15 protein-coding genes are annotated in these 17,083 nt (G+C 54.4%); 5 read left to right on the forward strand and 10 right to left on the reverse strand.

The features are described 5' to 3' along the window. Positions 1 to 68 precede the first annotated feature (68 nt). The 5 genes from asnB to nagB form a co-directional block, all read right to left on the reverse strand. The gene (gene asnB, locus AC1V0D_RS01735) at positions 69 to 1,736 is read right to left on the reverse strand and encodes an asparagine synthase B (protein ID WP_009091468.1); all 1,668 of its coding nucleotides are present in this window, start codon (positions 1,734 to 1,736) and stop codon (positions 69 to 71) included. Between the two features lie 308 nt (positions 1,737 to 2,044). Further along, positions 2,045 to 2,797 (reverse strand): HAD-IIA family hydrolase, encoded by a 753-nt coding sequence (locus AC1V0D_RS01740; RefSeq protein WP_009091467.1) that lies wholly within the window; start codon positions 2,795 to 2,797, stop codon positions 2,045 to 2,047. Positions 2,798 to 2,836: 39 nt separating this feature from the next. Next, a complete protein-coding gene (nagC, locus tag AC1V0D_RS01745) occupies positions 2,837 to 4,057 on the reverse strand; it encodes a DNA-binding transcriptional regulator NagC (RefSeq protein ID WP_426608402.1) in 1,221 nt (406 codons plus the stop codon). A 7-nt stretch (positions 4,058 to 4,064) separates the two neighbouring features. Beyond that, positions 4,065 to 5,213 (reverse strand): N-acetylglucosamine-6-phosphate deacetylase, encoded by a 1,149-nt coding sequence (nagA, locus tag AC1V0D_RS01750; RefSeq protein ID WP_058956312.1) that lies wholly within the window; start codon positions 5,211 to 5,213, stop codon positions 4,065 to 4,067. A 62-nt stretch (positions 5,214 to 5,275) separates the two neighbouring features. Next, the gene (gene nagB / locus AC1V0D_RS01755; RefSeq protein ID WP_009091462.1) at positions 5,276 to 6,076 is read right to left on the reverse strand and encodes a glucosamine-6-phosphate deaminase; all 801 of its coding nucleotides are present in this window, start codon (positions 6,074 to 6,076) and stop codon (positions 5,276 to 5,278) included. A 326-nt stretch (positions 6,077 to 6,402) separates the two neighbouring features. Here nagB and nagE point away from each other — a divergent pair, with 326 nt between their 5' ends. From nagE to AC1V0D_RS01770, 3 genes are all read left to right on the forward strand, one after another. Continuing rightward, positions 6,403 to 8,433, forward strand: a complete 2,031-nt coding sequence (gene nagE / locus AC1V0D_RS01760; RefSeq protein WP_482906898.1) for an N-acetylglucosamine-specific PTS transporter subunit IIBC — start codon at positions 6,403 to 6,405, stop codon at positions 8,431 to 8,433. Positions 8,434 to 8,585: 152 nt separating this feature from the next. Then, on the forward strand, positions 8,586 to 10,253 hold the full coding sequence (gene glnS, locus AC1V0D_RS01765) for a glutamine--tRNA ligase (protein WP_009091458.1): 1,668 nt from the start codon (positions 8,586 to 8,588) through the stop codon (positions 10,251 to 10,253). Positions 10,254 to 10,487: 234 nt separating this feature from the next. Next, entirely contained in the window at positions 10,488 to 10,883 is a 396-nt protein-coding gene (locus AC1V0D_RS01770; RefSeq protein ID WP_009091456.1) for a hypothetical protein, read from the forward strand. Positions 10,884 to 10,951: 68 nt separating this feature from the next. Here AC1V0D_RS01770 and fur read toward each other — a convergent pair whose 3' ends face one another. From fur to ybfF, 4 genes are all read right to left on the reverse strand, one after another. After that, positions 10,952 to 11,395 (reverse strand): ferric iron uptake transcriptional regulator, encoded by a 444-nt coding sequence (gene fur / locus AC1V0D_RS01775; protein ID WP_009091454.1) that lies wholly within the window; start codon positions 11,393 to 11,395, stop codon positions 10,952 to 10,954. 345 nt (positions 11,396 to 11,740) lie between these two features. Then, positions 11,741 to 12,271, reverse strand: a complete 531-nt coding sequence (gene fldA, locus AC1V0D_RS01780; RefSeq protein ID WP_009091452.1) for a flavodoxin FldA — start codon at positions 12,269 to 12,271, stop codon at positions 11,741 to 11,743. Positions 12,272 to 12,403: 132 nt separating this feature from the next. Then, positions 12,404 to 12,679 (reverse strand): LexA regulated protein, encoded by a 276-nt coding sequence (ybfE, locus tag AC1V0D_RS01785; protein WP_009091450.1) that lies wholly within the window; start codon positions 12,677 to 12,679, stop codon positions 12,404 to 12,406. A gap of 168 nt (positions 12,680 to 12,847) precedes the next feature. Further along, on the reverse strand, positions 12,848 to 13,612 hold the full coding sequence (gene ybfF / locus AC1V0D_RS01790; protein ID WP_009091448.1) for an esterase: 765 nt from the start codon (positions 13,610 to 13,612) through the stop codon (positions 12,848 to 12,850). 250 nt (positions 13,613 to 13,862) lie between these two features. Between ybfF and seqA the strand changes: the two genes are divergently transcribed. Both seqA and pgm read left to right on the forward strand, forming a co-directional pair. Continuing rightward, on the forward strand, positions 13,863 to 14,411 hold the full coding sequence (seqA, locus tag AC1V0D_RS01795; RefSeq protein WP_312829637.1) for a replication initiation negative regulator SeqA: 549 nt from the start codon (positions 13,863 to 13,865) through the stop codon (positions 14,409 to 14,411). Between the two features lie 26 nt (positions 14,412 to 14,437). After that, positions 14,438 to 16,078, forward strand: coding sequence for a phosphoglucomutase (alpha-D-glucose-1,6-bisphosphate-dependent) (gene pgm, locus AC1V0D_RS01800; RefSeq protein WP_009091443.1), 1,641 nt, complete (start codon positions 14,438 to 14,440; stop codon positions 16,076 to 16,078). 271 nt (positions 16,079 to 16,349) lie between these two features. Here the strand turns inward: pgm and kdpE are convergent, their stop codons facing one another. After that, entirely contained in the window at positions 16,350 to 17,024 is a 675-nt protein-coding gene (gene kdpE / locus AC1V0D_RS01805; protein ID WP_009091441.1) for a two-component system response regulator KdpE, read from the reverse strand. Positions 17,025 to 17,083 lie beyond the last annotated feature (59 nt).

Raw genomic sequence — 17,083 nt, forward strand, 5'->3', positions numbered from 1 at the left:
AGTGAATACAACGCTAATCGTCAAAAAAATGGGCCGCAGCGGGCCCATTCTGACCGTGCTCAGTCGGCTTATTGATAGGCTGACTGATGCACACCAACGGCACGACCTGATGGATCGTTCATGTTTTTAAACGCCTCGTCCCACTCGATCGCTTTGGCTGACGAACAGGCTACTGATGGACCGCCTGGCACACACTCCGCGGCGCTGGCCAGCGGGAACAGCTCTTCAAAGATCTCACGGTAGAGATAGGCTTCCTTCGACCCCGGCGTGTTGTGCGGGAAGCGGAAGTGAGCGGTTGCCAGCTGCTGGTCGCTGATTTGCTTCGCAGCCACCTCTTTCAGCGAGTCAATCCAGCTGTAACCGACGCCATCTGAGAACTGCTCTTTCTGACGCCACGCCACGCTTTCCGGCAGGTAGGAGGAGAAACATTCACGCAGAATGTGCTTCTCCATTTTGCCGTTGCTGCCACACATTTTATCTTCCGGGTTGATACGCATCGCCACATCCAGGAATTTTTTATCCAGGAACGGCACGCGGGCCTCAACGCCCCAGGCGGACATCGCTTTGTTGGCGCGGGCACAGTCGAACATATGCAGGGCCTGCAGTTTACGCACGTTTTCTTCGTGGAACTCTTTAGCGTTGGGGGCTTTATGGAAGTAAAGGTAGCCGCCGAACACTTCATCTGCGCCTTCGCCTGACAGCACCATCTTGATGCCCATTGCCTTGATTTTACGCGACATTAAGTACATCGGCGTGGAGGCACGGATGGTGGTGACGTCATAGGTTTCAATGTGATAAATCACATCGCGAATCGCATCCAGACCTTCCTGCACGGTGAAATGAATCTCATGGTGCACGGTGCCCAGATGTTCCGCCACGGCTTTCGCCGCTTTCAGATCGGGTGAGCCTTCCAGCCCGACAGCAAAGGAGTGAAGCTGTGGCCACCACGCATCACTTTTATCCTGGTCTTCAACACGCTTTGCCGCAAAACGTTTGGTCACGGCGGAAATGATGGAGGAGTCCAGACCGCCCGACAGCAGCACACCGTAAGGCACATCTGACATCAGGTGACTTTTCACAGACTCTTCCAGCGCATGCTTCAGGCCGGCCGCATCGGTGGTGTTGTGCTCAACGTTTTTGTATTCCATCCAGTCGCGCTGCCAGTAACGACGGATTTCGCCATCGGTGCTGGAGAGGTAGCTTCCCGGCGGAAACTCTTTAATCGAACGGCAGACCGGTACCAGCGCTTTCATTTCTGACGCGACATAGAGGTTGCCATGCTCATCGTTACCCATATAGAGCGGGATGATACCGATATGGTCACGGCCAATCAGATACGTGTTTTTGACGCTGTCGTAGAGGATAAAGGCGAACATGCCTTCCAGGTCATCAAGGAAGTCGACCCCTTTCTCCTGATAGAGCGCCAGAATCACTTCACAGTCAGAACCGGTCTGAAACGCATAGCGATCGCTGAGTTCCGCGCGCAGCGCCTGATGGTTATAAATTTCGCCGTTGACTGCCAGGACATGGGTGTGGTCGGCGTTGTACAGCGGCTGTGCGCCGTTGTTAACGTCAACAATTGAGAGACGTTCATGCGCCAGGATGGCATGGTCATCAGCGTAGACGCCTGACCAGTCCGGGCCGCGATGACGCATTAAGCGTGAACATTCCAGCGCCTTTTTGCGCAGCTCAACAGGATCGCTTTTCAGATCCAGCACACCAAAAATTGAACACATAACTGACTCCTGAGCTCACCTTACGGCGATGTTATCTTTTAGGTTTGTCCGGCAGCCTGACGCTGCGTGATAGATAAGAAAATGCGCTATTTGGTGCCGTCAATGCAAGAGGAATCGTGATTTACTGATAAAAATATTGATCACATAACGATAAAATTGAATAAACGATAATTTAAGAGCTTATTTGTTGTTGGATCTGCAATGAAATGCATTTTTTGAGCAAAAATCAGGCGGCAAACAGAGGGTAAAAGCGGAGAAAAAGGGGAGACGCATCACAATTCAGCCCGATGCGTCATAAGCAAACTGAATCAGAACAGGTCAATATCGGCAACAGAGGGATAGATCCAGTCCGGGCGGAAGGGCATCGCGTCAATATCGCTCAGGGTGGAAACGCCAGAGAGCACCAGCACCGTCTCCAGACCCGCCTGAAAACCGGCCAGAATATCGGTGCGCAGGTTATCGCCGACGATGACCGTCTCTTCGGAGTGAGCCTGCATTTTGTTCAGCGCGGCACGCATGATGTAAGGGCTTGGTTTGCCCACAACAAAGGGGCTGCGGCCGGATATCTTCTCAATCCCCGCACAGAGTGCGCCACAGGCGGGAATAAACCCACGCGCATGGGTATCGGGATTGGTGGCAATAAAGCGAGCGCCGTTGGCAACAAAGAAGGCCGCTTTATGCATCATGTCCCAGTTAAAGGAGCGTGTCTCTCCGACAATCACAAAGTCGGGATTCACATCGGTAATGGTAAAGCCCGCTTTGTAGAGTTCATGAATCAGCGCGCCCTCACCAATCACATACGCCTTTTTGCCCTCCTGACGGCGCAGGAAGTCCGCGGTGGCCATTGCCGAGGTGTAGAAGACGGAATCAGGCACCTCAACGCCTGCTGAGGCAAAACGGTTAGCCAGATCCTGCTCAGTCTGCGAAGGGTAGTTGGTCAGCACCACCAGCGGCATCTCTTTGGCCAGAATGCGCTGCAGAAATTCCTGTGCGCCGGGAACGGCCGTGTTGTCGTGCATCAGCACGCCATCAATATCACAAATTACGCTTTTTATGGTCATAGTCAGATCCGGTGTGGCCCGCCACAGCAGCGGGTGAGCTTAATCTTCCAGAAGGTGTTGCAGCAGAATGCCGTTAAGCATGGCACGTTTAGCCAGCGCAAAGGCACCAATCGCAGAACGATGATCCAGTGTCGAACGAACAACCGGCAGATGCTTACGGAAGGCCTCTAATGCCTGGGTATTGATGCAGCCCTCAATCGCGGGCAGCAGCACTTTTTCTGCTTCGGTAATCTCTCCCGCCAGCACCACTTTTTGTGGATTAAACAGGTTGATGGCGATGGCAATCGCCTTGCCGAGATAGCGCCCCACGTACTCGATCACTTCACAGGCCAGGGCATCACCCTGATTCGCCGCTTTGCAGATGTGGGGCATCTGGCACGCCTCCAGCGTCAGCACACTGGGGTAGCCCTGATTCAGCAGGTGACGCACACGGTTTTCAATGGCGCCATTGGCGGCAATGGTTTCCAGGCAGCCAAAGTTACCGCAGTGGCAGCGTTCGCCTAACGGATCGACCTGAATGTGGCCGATCTCGCCGACGTTACCGTTGCTGCCGAGAAAAATATGGCCGTTGGCGATAATGCCGGCACCGGTCCCCCGGTGTAACCGCACCAGAATTGAGTCAGCACAGTCGCGGCTTGCACCGAAGTAGTGCTCGGCCAGCGCCAGACTGCGGATATCGTGACCCACAAAACTGGTAACGTTAAAGCGTTTCTTCAGGCTGGCGACCAGCGGCCAGTGGCTGACAGCGATGTGCGGCATATAGCGAATCACCCCGTTAATCGGGTCGACCAGGCCGGGCAGGATCACGGAAATGGCGATCAGCTCGCGGATTTTACGCTGGTGCTGCTCGATGAAGCCGCTGATGGCATTAAACAGCGCATGCTCCAGCGTCTCCTGGGTGCGTTCCGGCAGCGCATAATCCTCCTGCGCCAGCGATTTGCCGCTGAGGTCAAACAGCGTAAGGGTGGCATCGTGACGGCCGAGCCGGACGCCGATGGTCTGGAAGTGGCGGGTTTCAGTGATAATCGAGATAGCGCGGCGACCACCGGTAGACGCCTGCTGGTCTACCTCTTTGATCAGGCCGCGCTCAATCAACTGGCGGGTAATTTTCGTGACGCTGGCGGGGGCGAGCTGGCTGAGTTCGGCAATCTGAATGCGCGATATCGGCCCCTGTTGATCAATCAGCCGGTAAACCGCTGCGCTATTAAGTTGCTTAACAAGATCGACATTTCCTATTTGTGACTGGCCGCCAGTGGTCATTCAGTGCTTACTCGCTCAGGACGTCGTCTCCGTTGACAAACGTCTTAATGATTTTAAAGTCGCGCGTAAACACAGTCAGGTTCGCGATTTTTCCTGCTTCGATCGAGCCTAACTGTTTTTCCACGCCCATCGCCCGTGCCGGGTAGAGTGATGCCATGCGCAATGCTTCGTCCAGTGCGATACCCACATGCTCGACGCTGTTCCGTACCGCTTCAATCATCGTCAGGGCTGAACCACTGAGTGTGCCGTTTTCGTCAACACAGAGCCCGTCACGATAATAGATTGTTTTGCCAGCAAAAATAAACTCACTGATTGCCGCGCCCGCCGGTGCGGTGGCATCCGTTACCAGCACCAGCTTGTCGCCTTTTATGCGTTTAGCATTGCGCACGTTAGCGTAATGTACATGTAAACCATCCGCAATAATGCCGCAGTATACATCAGGCGAATCAAACAGCGCACCGATAAGCCCCGGTTCACGACCGGCAAAGGCGGGCATCGCGTTGTAGAGGTGTGTCGCAAAACTCACGCCAGCCGAGAAGCCCGCTTTCGCCTCTTCATACGTTGCACTGGAGTGACCGGCAGACACAATGATCCCGGCGTCAGTCAGCTGTCGAATCACCTCGCGACCGGCATTTTCCGGCGCCAGCGTCACTTTGGTGATGACATCGGCGTTGTCACACAGATATTGCACCATCGCCGCATCCGGCAGGCGAATCAGCGCCGGATCGTGGGTGCCTTTCTTCGCCTTGCTGAGCCACGGGCCTTCCAGATGCAGACCCAGCGCCTGATGCTGATGTTTTTGCAGATAGGCGCGCATGGTTTCGATGGCCCGCTTCATCAGGGCATCGCTGCTGGTGATCAGCGTCGGTAAAAAGCTGGTGCAGCCCGATTTCTCATTGGCGCGCTGCATGATCTCCAGCGTTTCAACGCTGAGCGCATCAATGTCGTCATTAAACTGCACGCCACCACAGCCGTTAAGCTGGAGATCGATAAAGCCTGGCGCAATGATGGCACCCGCCACATCCCGCAATTCAACATCCGCCGCAACCGCTTCACGCGGGCAGACGTGCGCAATCTGCGTCCCGTCAACCACGACCGCGTAGTTATCCAGAATCTCATGACCGCTGTAGATGCGACCGTTGACTAATGCGTACATCTCTCTTCTCCCGTCCTGGCCTGCTGTCACGCAGCGTAACAGCAGGGCATGACAATGTTCTGTTACACGCCTTTCATATTTTCCGCTTCCATTTCGCGGAAATATTTCACGGTTTTCACTTTCAGTTCCATGGTGGCCGGCTCATCACACACCACCACCGATTTTGCGTGCAGCTGCAGGCAGCTGATGGTCCACATATGGTTGACGTTGCCTTCAACCGCCGCCTGCAGGGCCTGCGCTTTAACATGGCCGGTAACCAGAATCATCACTTCCTCTGCATCCAGCAGCGTGCCGACGCCGACCGTCAGCGCGTATTTAGGCACCTGGTCAACGTCGCCGTTGAAGAAGCGAGAGTTCGCTACGCGGGTATCATGGGTCAGGGTTTTAATGCGGGTTCGCGAAGCCAGCGATGAAGCCGGTTCGTTAAAGGCGATATGGCCGTCGTTACCGACACCCCCCATAAACAGGTGAATTTTACCCAGCGCGCGAATTTTCTCTTCGTACTGACGACATTCTGCGTCAATATCGGGTGCATTACCATTCAGCAGGTTGATATTTTCCGGTTGAATATCAACGTGATCGAAGAAATTACGATACATGAAGCTGTGATAACTCTCCGGATGCTCTTTTGGCAGGCCCACATATTCATCCATATTGAACGTCACAACATGCTTAAAACTGACCTGGCCCGCTTTGTGCATATCAATCAGGTGTTTGTATGCCTCCAGTGGCGTGCCGCCGGTAGGCAGACCCAGGACGAAAGGTTTTTCCGCCGTCGGGTTAAACGCGTTGATGCGGTTAACAATATGTCGGGCGGCCCATTTGCCGACCTGGGTTGGCGTCGCTAAAGGAATCAGTCTCATGTTTCACCTCATTTGAAATGGAAAGGGGATCGCTGAACCGTTGCGTAAATCATCAGCCTGAACAGATTTTCTATTCTCGCCACGGCCGGAGCGCAATTCAATATTTCGGATCATAAAATAAGTTTGCATTCATAGCCAGATGTTGCAGTGTGACCCGATGTTTTTTAGTGATAAAAGTCACATATGTCGGGGTTTTAATTTGCGAGGCGAATTAATTTGTCATTACACTTCGCTGCGTGACATGCAGTGTATTCACAATCTTTGCAGCTGACATAACAACATTAAGCGGCGCAAAGCGACAAGTCAGGCTCATAGGGGGAAGGTCCATGTTAAGTTATTTACAGAAGGTAGGGCGGGCACTGATGGTGCCGGTTGCCACCCTGCCAGCGGCAGCGATACTTATGGGGGTAGGGTACTACCTCGATCCCGTCAGCTGGGGTGCAGATAACGCGCTGGCAGCGTTGCTGATTAAGTCCGGTGCGGCGATTATTGAGCACATGTCAGTCCTGTTTGCGATCGGTATCGCCTACGGCATGTCGAAAGATAAAGATGGCGCGGCGGCCCTCACCGGCTTTGTCGGCTTCCTGGTGGTCACCACGCTCTGCTCACCAGCCGCTGTCTCAATGATTCAGAAAATTCCTTTGGCTCAGGTGCCTGCTGCCTTTGGCAAAATCGAAAACCAGTTTGTCGGCATTCTGGTCGGTATTCTCTCGGCAGAAGTCTATAACCGCTTCAGCCACGTCGAACTGCCTAAGGCGCTCTCTTTCTTCAGCGGACGCCGGCTGGTGCCGATTCTCGTTTCGTTCCTGATGATCTTCGTCGCCTTTATCCTGATGTATATCTGGCCGGTGGTGTTCAATGGTCTGGTAGGCTTTGGCGAGCATATCCAGAAGCTTGGCTCGGTCGGGGCCGGTATTTACGCCTTCTTTAACCGTCTGCTGATTCCGGTCGGTCTGCATCACGCGCTGAACTCCGTGTTCTGGTTCGATGTGGCCGGCATTAATGACATTCCTAAATTCCTCGGCGGTGCGCAGTCACTGGCGGATGGGTCGGCCACCGTGGGCATCACCGGTCGCTATCAGGCGGGCTTCTTCCCGATCATGATGTTTGGTCTGCCTGGCGCTGCGCTGGCTATCTATCACTGCGCGCGTCCTGAAAATCGCGTCAAAGTGGGCAGTATCATGCTGGCTGCTGCGTTTGCCGCCTTCTTTACCGGTATCACTGAACCGCTGGAGTTCTCCTTCATGTTCGTGGCACCGGTGCTCTATCTGATCCACGCCGTACTGACCGGTATTTCTGTCTTCATCGCCGCCAGCATGCACTGGATCGCCGGATTTGGTTTCAGCGCCGGGCTGGTGGATATGGTGCTGTCGACCCGTAACCCGCTGGCGACCCACTGGTACATGCTGATCCCGCAGGGGCTGGTGTTCTTTGCTATCTATTACGTGGTCTTCCGCTTCACCATCAAAAAATTCAATCTGATGACCCCTGGCCGCGAGCTGGCGGTGGCCGGTGATGAAAGCGATGGTTATGACGTCAACGTGGACAACAGCGATAACGGCGAAAGCGCCACGGAATCCCTGGCACGTCGCTACATCGGTGCGGTCGGTGGCTCCGCTAACCTGACCAGCATTGACGCCTGCATCACCCGTCTGCGTCTGAACGTTAATGATTCCGCTCAGGTTAATGAGAGCGTGGCGAAGCGTCTGGGCGCGTCCGGCGTTATCCGTCTGAATAAACAGAGCGTGCAGATCATTGTCGGCACCCAGGCCGAAGGCATCGCCTCCGCCATGAAAAAAGTGCTGGCTAAAGGCCCGGTCGCGGCTGCTGCTTCCGGCACGACGCCAGCGGCAGAGCCGGAGGTTAAACCGCAGGCCGTGCTGAACAGTGAGAAGCGCGTTATTGCGACGCTGCTGGCACCGGTAACGGGAGAGGTCGTGGCACTGGATGCGGTTCCGGATGAAGCCTTTGCCAGCAAAGCGGTAGGCGACGGGCTGGCCATCAAACCCAGCGACAAATGGGTTGTGGCACCGATTGCCGGAACGCTGGTGAAAATCTTCAATACCAATCATGCGTTCTGTCTGGAAACCGATAATGGTGTCGAGATCGTGGTTCACATGGGACTCGATACCGTGGCGCTGGACGGAAAAGGCTTCACCCGGCTGGCGGAAGAGGGTGCCAGCGTGGTAGCCGGTCAGCCGGTGCTGGAGATGGATCTTGAATTCCTGAACGCGAATGCCCGCTCAATGGTGAGTCCGGTGGTGGTCAGTAACAGTGAAGATTTCGCGGGTCTGACACGCCTGGCCCACGGTCCGGTCGTCGCAGGTGAAACCCCGCTGTATGAAGTGAAAGGCTAATCCCCGCAACAGAACCCCACAGGCAGGAAGCGATTCCTGCCTTTTTTGTTTTAAAGGCTTAACAAACGGTTGTTTCCCTCAGACGCTTTGTGGATCATACTCCGTTACTTCGTGGTACAAATCACCCGTTATTCGTATTGAGGATTTTTGAGATGAGTGAGGCTGAAGCCCGCCCAACTAACTTTATTCGTCAGATCATTGACGAAGATTTGGCGAGCGGTAAGCACAGCAGCGTGCATACCCGTTTTCCGCCGGAGCCCAATGGCTATCTGCACATTGGTCATGCGAAATCGATCTGTCTGAATTTTGGCATCGCCCAGGATTATCAGGGGCAATGCAACCTGCGTTTCGACGATACCAATCCGGTTAAAGAGGATATGGAATTCGTTGAATCCATCAAGCGTGACGTCCAGTGGCTGGGTTTTGAGTGGAGCGGTGAAGTCTGCTACTCATCAGACTATTTCGATCAGCTCTACAACTATGCCGTTGAGCTGATTACCAAAGGGCTGGCTTACGTTGATGAGCTGAGCCCGGATCAGATTCGCGAATATCGTGGCACCCTGAAAGAGCCGGGCAAAAACAGCCCGTATCGCGATCGCAGCGTGGAAGAGAACCTGGCGCTGTTTGAAAAAATGCGAAACGGTGGCTTTGCGGAAGGCACAGCCTGTCTGCGCGCCAAAATCGATATGGCTTCGAACTTCATCGTTATGCGCGATCCGGTGCTTTACCGCATCAAGTTTGCAGAACATCACCAGACCGGCAACAAGTGGTGCATCTACCCGATGTATGACTTTACCCACTGCATTTCCGATGCGCTGGAAGGCATTACGCACTCGCTCTGTACGCTGGAGTTCCAGGACAACCGCCGTCTTTATGACTGGGTGCTGGACAACATCACGATTCCGGTTCATCCGCGCCAGTATGAGTTCTCGCGCCTGAATCTGGAGTATGCGGTGATGTCAAAACGCAAACTCACTCAGCTGGTGACCGAGAAGCACGTAGAAGGGTGGGACGATCCGCGCATGCTGACCGTTTCAGGTCTGCGCCGTCGTGGTTACACCGCAGCTTCTATCCGTGAGTTCTGCCGTCGTATTGGCGTGACCAAGCAGGATAACATCGTCGAGATGGCGTCACTGGAATCCTGCATCCGTGATGATCTGAACGAAAATGCGCCACGCGCGATGGCAGTACTCGATCCCCTGAAAGTGGTGATCGAAAACCTGCCCGCCGGTCATAACGAGGTCATCACCATGCCTAACCATCCGGGTAAACCGGAAATGGGCACGCGTGAAGTGCCGTTCAGCCGTGAGATCTGGATTGACCGTGCAGATTTCCGCGAAGAGGCGAACAAACAATATAAACGTCTGGTTCTGGGCAAAGAAGTCCGTCTGCGCAATGCCTATGTGATCCGTGCAGAGCGGGTAGCCAAAGATGAAGCGGGCAACATTACCTGCATCTACTGCACCAGCGATGTGGATACCCTGAGCAAAGATCCGGCCGATGGCCGCAAGGTGAAGGGGGTGATTCACTGGGTGTCTGCGGATCATGCGCAGCCTGCCGAGTTCCGCCTCTATGACCGACTGTTCAGCGTGCCGAATCCGGCGGCGGCTGAAGATTTCCTGGCGGTGATCAACCCTGATTCACTGAGCATCAAAAATGGTTTCGTCGAACCGAGCCTGCGCGATGTGGAAGCAGCCACCCCGTTCCAGTTTGAGCGAGAGGGCTATTTCTGCGCCGACAGCGTTTACTCTAAACCGACGCAGCTGGTGTTTAACCGCACCGTGGGGCTTCGCGATACCTGGGCTAAAACGGGCGAATAATCGTTTAGGGCTGACCTCATAAAATGACAAAAGGGCGATTAATCGCCCTTTTTTATTGCCCCTGTGTTGAGAATTGCCGACGTTTATTCTGGCTTAACGCAAATCCTGCTCAGACTGCCTTGTGAGAGAAATCTGAGTTTAAAAAAATTAATCAATTTCAGGATGTGAATTGTCCGCTTTCAGGTAGGCTATGCGCTCTAAGAGGTAGCAAAGCGGGTTATATAAGGAAAAAAAATGCCAGTCCTCGCTCAGGAAGCCAAACACAGTGTCGTCGTTTTACATCAGCTCATTGAACGTATTTTTAATCAGCCTGCCGGATCGGATGACAGCTTTGAGCTGATGATGTCCTTTTTCCATCCTGATTTCCGCATGGTGACGCCAAAAGGTAAAGAGTACGATCTTAACGCGGTCGAAGAGCTGTTCCGACAGCTGCAGGGGCAGCGGGAAGGGATGCGAATTGCGACCTGTGAGCACGTCATACTCTCTCATCACGAAAATGAGATCACCGTGCAGTATCGTGAGATGCAGATGCTGAATGGCAATAACCAGAGCCGTATTTCGCTGGCGATTCTGGATTGCAGCAGCTCGAATCCACGCTGGCGTTATCTGCAGGAGACGCTGGTGGCCTGAGGGTTCAGCTGAGCACAGACGAAAAAAAACCGGTCACGTAACCGGTTTTTTTATTTCCGCACGCCAGATTACTGGTCGTGCAGGGTCTCATCTTCACGGCAGTCGCCCAGCGTACAGTGTCCGTACAGATAGAGGCTGTGGTTGGTCAGCTTGATGCCGTGGCGGGTCGCGATTTCACGCTGACGCGTTTCGATGGATTCATCGCTGAACTCAATAACCTTGCCACAGTCCAGGCAGATCAGGTGATCGTGGTGATGCTGCTGCGTCAGTTCGAAAACGGATTTGCCGCCTTCAAAGTTGTGACGGGTCACAATACCGGCGTCGTCGAACTGGTTCAGCACGCGGTAAACGGTGGCCAGGCCAATCTCTTCGCCGATGTCGATCAGGCGTTTATACAAATCTTCCGCGCTGACGTGATGGCACTCAGGTTCCTGAAGCACTTCCAGAATTTTCAGTCTGGGCAGTGTCACTTTCAGGCCAGCCTTCTTTAATGCGGTGTTGTTGTCAGTCATGCGGATTTTGTCCTGTTACTAATATTCACTTTTGTGGCTTGTCGCCTTGAATGTCGATCTGTGCTCATTCGCATTTGCGTCTCATTATAGAGCTCAGGGGATGAAATGAAAACCTGAGGGCCGTGAATCATCATGGGCGATGGGGGAAGCTTCACCGGGCCGGGGAGGATTCTGGCAGAGGTCTTTCAGTACATCACTGCGTCATACCGCCTGAGCTAATACGCGGAAGATCGATGCGGGTATTCTACAGATTAAACGAAGAAAGTTAAAAAAATGTGGCTATTATTTCTATAGGAAATTCCATTGCCTCAATGTGAGCTGGCGCTCACATTGAGGCGGGGTGCATCAGGCTTCGATGATCTCTTTCAGCTGCAGTTCATCAAAAATCTGCTTAACCCACTGATCAACGCGCTGGCTGGTCAGCTCAGGCTGACGATCTTCGTCAATGGCCAGGCCCAGGAAGTGCGTCTCATCAGCCAGACCTTTTGAGGCTTCGAAATGGTAGCCTTCTGTTGGCCAGTGACCCACGATAACGGCGCCGTGCGGCTCGATAATGTCGCGGATTGTGCCCATCGCATCACAGAAATATTCAGCGTAATCTTCCTGGTCGCCACAGCCAAACAGGGCAACCAGCTTGCCGTTGAAATCGATCTCTTCCAGCGTCGGGAAGAAGTCATCCCAGTCGCACTGCGCTTCACCGTAGTACCAGGTCGGGATGCCCAGCAGCAGGATATCAAACGCTTCCAGGTCTTCTTTTGTACTTTTCGCGATGTCATGCACTTCTGCAACATCTTTACCCAGCTGTTTCTGGATCATTTTTGCAATGTTTTCGGTGTTGCCGGTATCGCTGCCAAAGAAGATGCCTACGAGTGCCATGAGTAAAATAACCTCTTAAATCCTGATAATGAGATGTGTGCCGCAGCACATTTCTGCGAATAATAGCAGACGAGACAAACCCGCGGAACGGTTAAAGCCTCGACATTTGCTCCTGCGTGCGATTTGCCCGCATCAATCCAGTTTGAGCTGCGCCAGCAGCATCTGTTCAATCAGTTCGCTGCGGCTGAGATTACGCTGCGCGGCCAGCGAATTGAGTGCATCGACGGCCTCACTGTTCATTTTCAGTTCGACACGACGCAGTCCGCGCCCTTTGTCACGTTTCAGTTGATTGCGCTTATTGATGCGCAGCTGTTCATCACGCGAAAGCGGACTGGTTTTGGGGCGACCCGGGCGGCGCTCATCAGCAAACAGATCGAGCGTCGTGCGGTCAGTGTGTTCTTTTGCCATGGCTTAGTAAAACTGAATGGGTGCGGGCGCCAGACGCTCACCGCGCAGATTATAAATTATTGGCCGTTGCCGCAGAAAAATCGACCTGCGGCAAAATTTTAGCGCGCCATCATACTGCACGCTTACTCCGGACGCCAATCCTAAACCTTTACTGCCATCTATTTGCTTTTAAAGCGCAAAAAAGCGCCGCACACTGCGCAAAACGGCATCGGGCTTCTCAGCATGCACCCAGTGGCCTGCACCGCCGATCACGTGGGCCTGCGCCGCCGGGAACTGCTGAAGTAACGCATCGCGATAGCGGTTATCCAGGTAACTGGAGTCGCCGCCGCGGATAAAGAGAGCCGGATGAGGCCAGGCGGGAACAGGCTGCCAGCCAGAAAGGGTAGGGTAGTTATCCCACAGCACCGGCACGTTAAAGCGCCATTGGCCGTCATGAAATGACTTCAGCAGGAACTGAATGACCCCTTCTTCTTCAATCACCGGCCGCATAATGCGGGCCGCCTCGCTGCGTAGCGTCACGCCTGCCTCTGAGACGGCGCGAATTCCGGCAAAGATCAGGTCGTGACGCCGGGTCTGATAATCGACCGGCGCGATATCGATCATCACCAGCCGCTCAATGCGATCCGGCACCAGCGCGCTCATGGTCATGGCGATTTTACCGCCCATCGAATGACCGATGACCGCGACGCGATCGATGCCGTGCGCATCCAGCGTATCGACCATATCCTGCGCCATTACAGCGTAGTTCATCTCCTCCGATCGCGGCGAGAGTCCATGGTTACGGACATCCACCTGCAGCAGTGGCCCGGCATCTTTCAGGCCACGGGCCAGCACGCCGAGGTTGTCAAGACTGCCAAACAGACCGTGAATAAGCAGGATGGGCAGAGAATCAGCAGGGGATTGTTCAGTTTGCAGACGGGCGTTCAAAATCATAGCAAAGTTCTTAAGTTTGAGACCTGAGCTTAGGTTATCATGGTTTCACCTTTTCAGGCGCGCCGGTTCCGGCGGCATTAGGACATATTCTGACTTTTGCCCGTAAACCGTTTGATTGCTAACAACCCGCCTGAATTTAACTTTATAATCCTCATGTTAGAACCCGCACATCCGTTGAATTGTCTGACTATACTCAGGGCTTTTCAGGAAAGAGGTGGTTCTGTCATGAGAAAGAACCGTACGGAATAAGATGAAAACGATCGAAGTTGACGAAGAGCTCTACCGTTATATTGCCAGCCACACGCAGCACATTGGTGAAAGCGCATCTGACATTCTGCGTCGTATGCTGAAGTTTACGGCCGGTCAGACGGCACCCGCTTCGCCGGCTCAGCCTGCCTCAAAAGATGCAGCGAAAGAGGCGCCGTCTGCGCCTGCGGGTTCGCGCCCGCAGGATCGTGTGCGCGCGATGCGTGAGCTGCTGCTCTCCGATGAATATGCGGAGCAGAAGCGGGCGGTCAATCGCTTTATGCTCGTTTTGTCAACGCTCTATCGTCTTGATACCGCAGCCTTTGCTGAGGCCACTGCATCGCTGCAGGGCCGCACCCGCGTCTACTTTGCAGGTGATGAGCATACGCTGTTGCAGAATGGCACCCATACTAAGCCGAAGCATGTGCCCGGCACGCCGTACTGGGTGATCACCAACACCAATACCGGCCGTAAATGCAGCATGATCGAACACATCATGCTGTCGATGCAGTTCCCTGCGGAACTCACCGAAAAAGTTTGCGGCACCATCTAAAACTTAAGCGTCAGGGAGCAGCGCCGATGGCCAATCACCCACGTGCCGGGCAACCCGCCCAGCAGAGCGATTTGATTAACGTTGCACAATTAACGTCACAATATTATGTCCTGCAGCCCGATGTGGCGAATCCGGAACATGCGGTGAAATTTGGCACCTCTGGCCATCGCGGCAGTGCAGGGCGTCAAAGCTTCAACGAGATGCACATTCTGGCGATTGCACAGGCGATTGCTGAAGAGCGTAAAAAGAACGGCATCACCGGGCCTTGCTACGTCGGCAAAGATACGCATGCGCTTTCTGAGCCGGCAATCCTGTCGGTGCTGGAAGTGCTGGCAGCGAATGGCGTTGACGTGATTGTGCAGCAGGACAATGGCTATACGCCGACCCCTGCCATCTCAAATGCGATCCTTGAGCACAACAAATCGGGTGGCCCGCTGGCTGACGGCATCGTGATTACGCCGTCCCATAACCCACCGGAAGATGGCGGCATCAAGTACAACCCACCTAATGGCGGACCAGCTGATACCAACGTCACCAAAGTGGTGGAAGATCGCGCTAATCAGCTGATCAAAGATGGCCTGAAAGAGGTTAAGCGTCTGCCACTGGAGCAGGCACTGGCCAGCGGTCATGTGGTCGAGAAAGATTTGATTCAGCCTTACGTTGAAGGCCTGGCCGAAATTATCGATTTCCCGGCTATCCAGAAAGCAGGCCTGAAGCTGGGCGTTGACCCGCTTGGTGGTTCAGGTATCGCCTACTGGCAGCGCATTGCGGAACACTACAAGCTGGATCTGACGCTGGTCAATGACGCGGTCGATCAGACTTTCCGCTTTATGCATCTGGATAAAGATGGCGTGGTGCGCATGGACTGCTCGTCTGAAAGCGCCATGGCAGGCCTGCTGGCTTACCGCGACAAGTTTGATCTGGCATTCGGTAACGATCCTGATTATGACCGTCACGGCATTGTGACCCCGGCGGGTCTGATGAATCCAAACCACTATCTGGCTGTGGCGATTAACTACCTGTTCCAGCATCGTCCGCAGTGGGGCCAGGACGTTGCCGTCGGCAAAACGCTGGTTTCCAGCGCCATGATTGACCGTGTGGTTAATGACATTGGTCGCAAGCTGGTGGAAGTGCCGGTCGGCTTCAAGTGGTTTGTTGATGGTCTGTATGACGGCAGCTTCGGCTTCGGTGGCGAAGAGAGCGCGGGTGCCTCATTCCTGCGTTTCGATGGTACGCCGTGGTCAACGGACAAAGATGGCATCATCATGTGTCTGCTGGCGGCTGAGATTACTGCCGTGACCGGTAAAAACCCTCAGCAGCATTACGATGAGCTGGCTGCACGCTTTGGTGCTCCTAGCTACAACCGTCTGCAGGCATCAGCGACTTCCGCGCAGAAAGCGGCGCTGTCGAAGCTCTCTCCTGAGATGGTCAGCGCGGATACGCTGGCAGGTGACCCGATCACCGCTCGCCTGACGGCAGCACCGGGCAATGGCGCATCCATTGGCGGTCTGAAAGTGATGACGGAGAATGGCTGGTTTGCGGCCCGTCCGTCAGGCACTGAAGACGCCTACAAGATTTACTGTGAAAGCTTCCTGGGCGCAGAACACCGCGCGCAGATCGAGAAAGAAGCCGTAGAGATTGTCAGCGAAGTGCTGAAAAACGCCTGATCCGTCGGGCAATGAAAAGGCGCCGCGGGCGCCTCAGAGTAAGTGACAAGGCGCGGTTCTCATTGCTGTGAGGCCGTGCAGCTCAGGGAACACGGACAGATCGGAAAGACGCAAAAGCCGTCATCCATGACAGGCTCGTCCCGCGCCATCCCTGGCGCGGGACGCTTTCCTCTTCTGTCCGTGTTCCCTGCGCCTTGAGCCTGAGTATTGCGGTCAGATTGATCCGACCTGGGCTTTGTCAGCTTTCTGCAGGCGCCTCTGGCGCCTTTTTTCATGGCATAAAACGGTAGCCGATGCCGGTTTCTGTCAGCAGATGGGCAGGCTGTGTCGGGTTGGCTTCCAGCTTCTGACGCAGATGTCCCATATAGATACGCAGATAGTGGCTGTGCTCCACCGCATTCGGTCCCCAGACCTGGCTCAGCAGTTGCCGCTGTGTCAGCACCTTCCCGGCATTGTTCAGCAGAATACTCAGCAGGCGAAATTCAATAGGAGTGAGGTGAACCTCACTGTCGCCGCGCTGCACCCGTCGTGCGGCAAAATCGACACTGACATCGGCAAAATGAACCCGGGCGTCGGGCTGCTGGCTGCTATGACGGCGCAGCGCAACCCGCACGCGCGCCATCAGTTCGCCGATGCCAAAGGGTTTGGTCAGATAGTCATCCGCACCGGCATCCAGTGCCGCGATCTTATCCTGCTCATCACTGCGCGCGGATAACACAATCACCGGCATGGCGCTCCACTGGCGCAGATCGCGGATAAAATCGGTGCCATCCCCATCCGGCAGGCCCAGATCCAGGATAACCAGATCGGGTTTACGGGTCGCCGCCTCAATCAGTCCGCGCTGCAGCGTATCTGCATCAAAAACTTTAAGGGCTTCACTCTCCAGTGCGAGCCGGACAAAGCGACGGATCTCTTTTTCATCTTCAACGATCAAAACCGTGGTCACGCAATACCTGCCTTAACGGGGTGCCGAAGCGCTACTTTATCAATATTTCTGGCTGCCGT

The sequence above is a fragment of the Pantoea sp. PA1 genome, assembly GCF_056856975.1.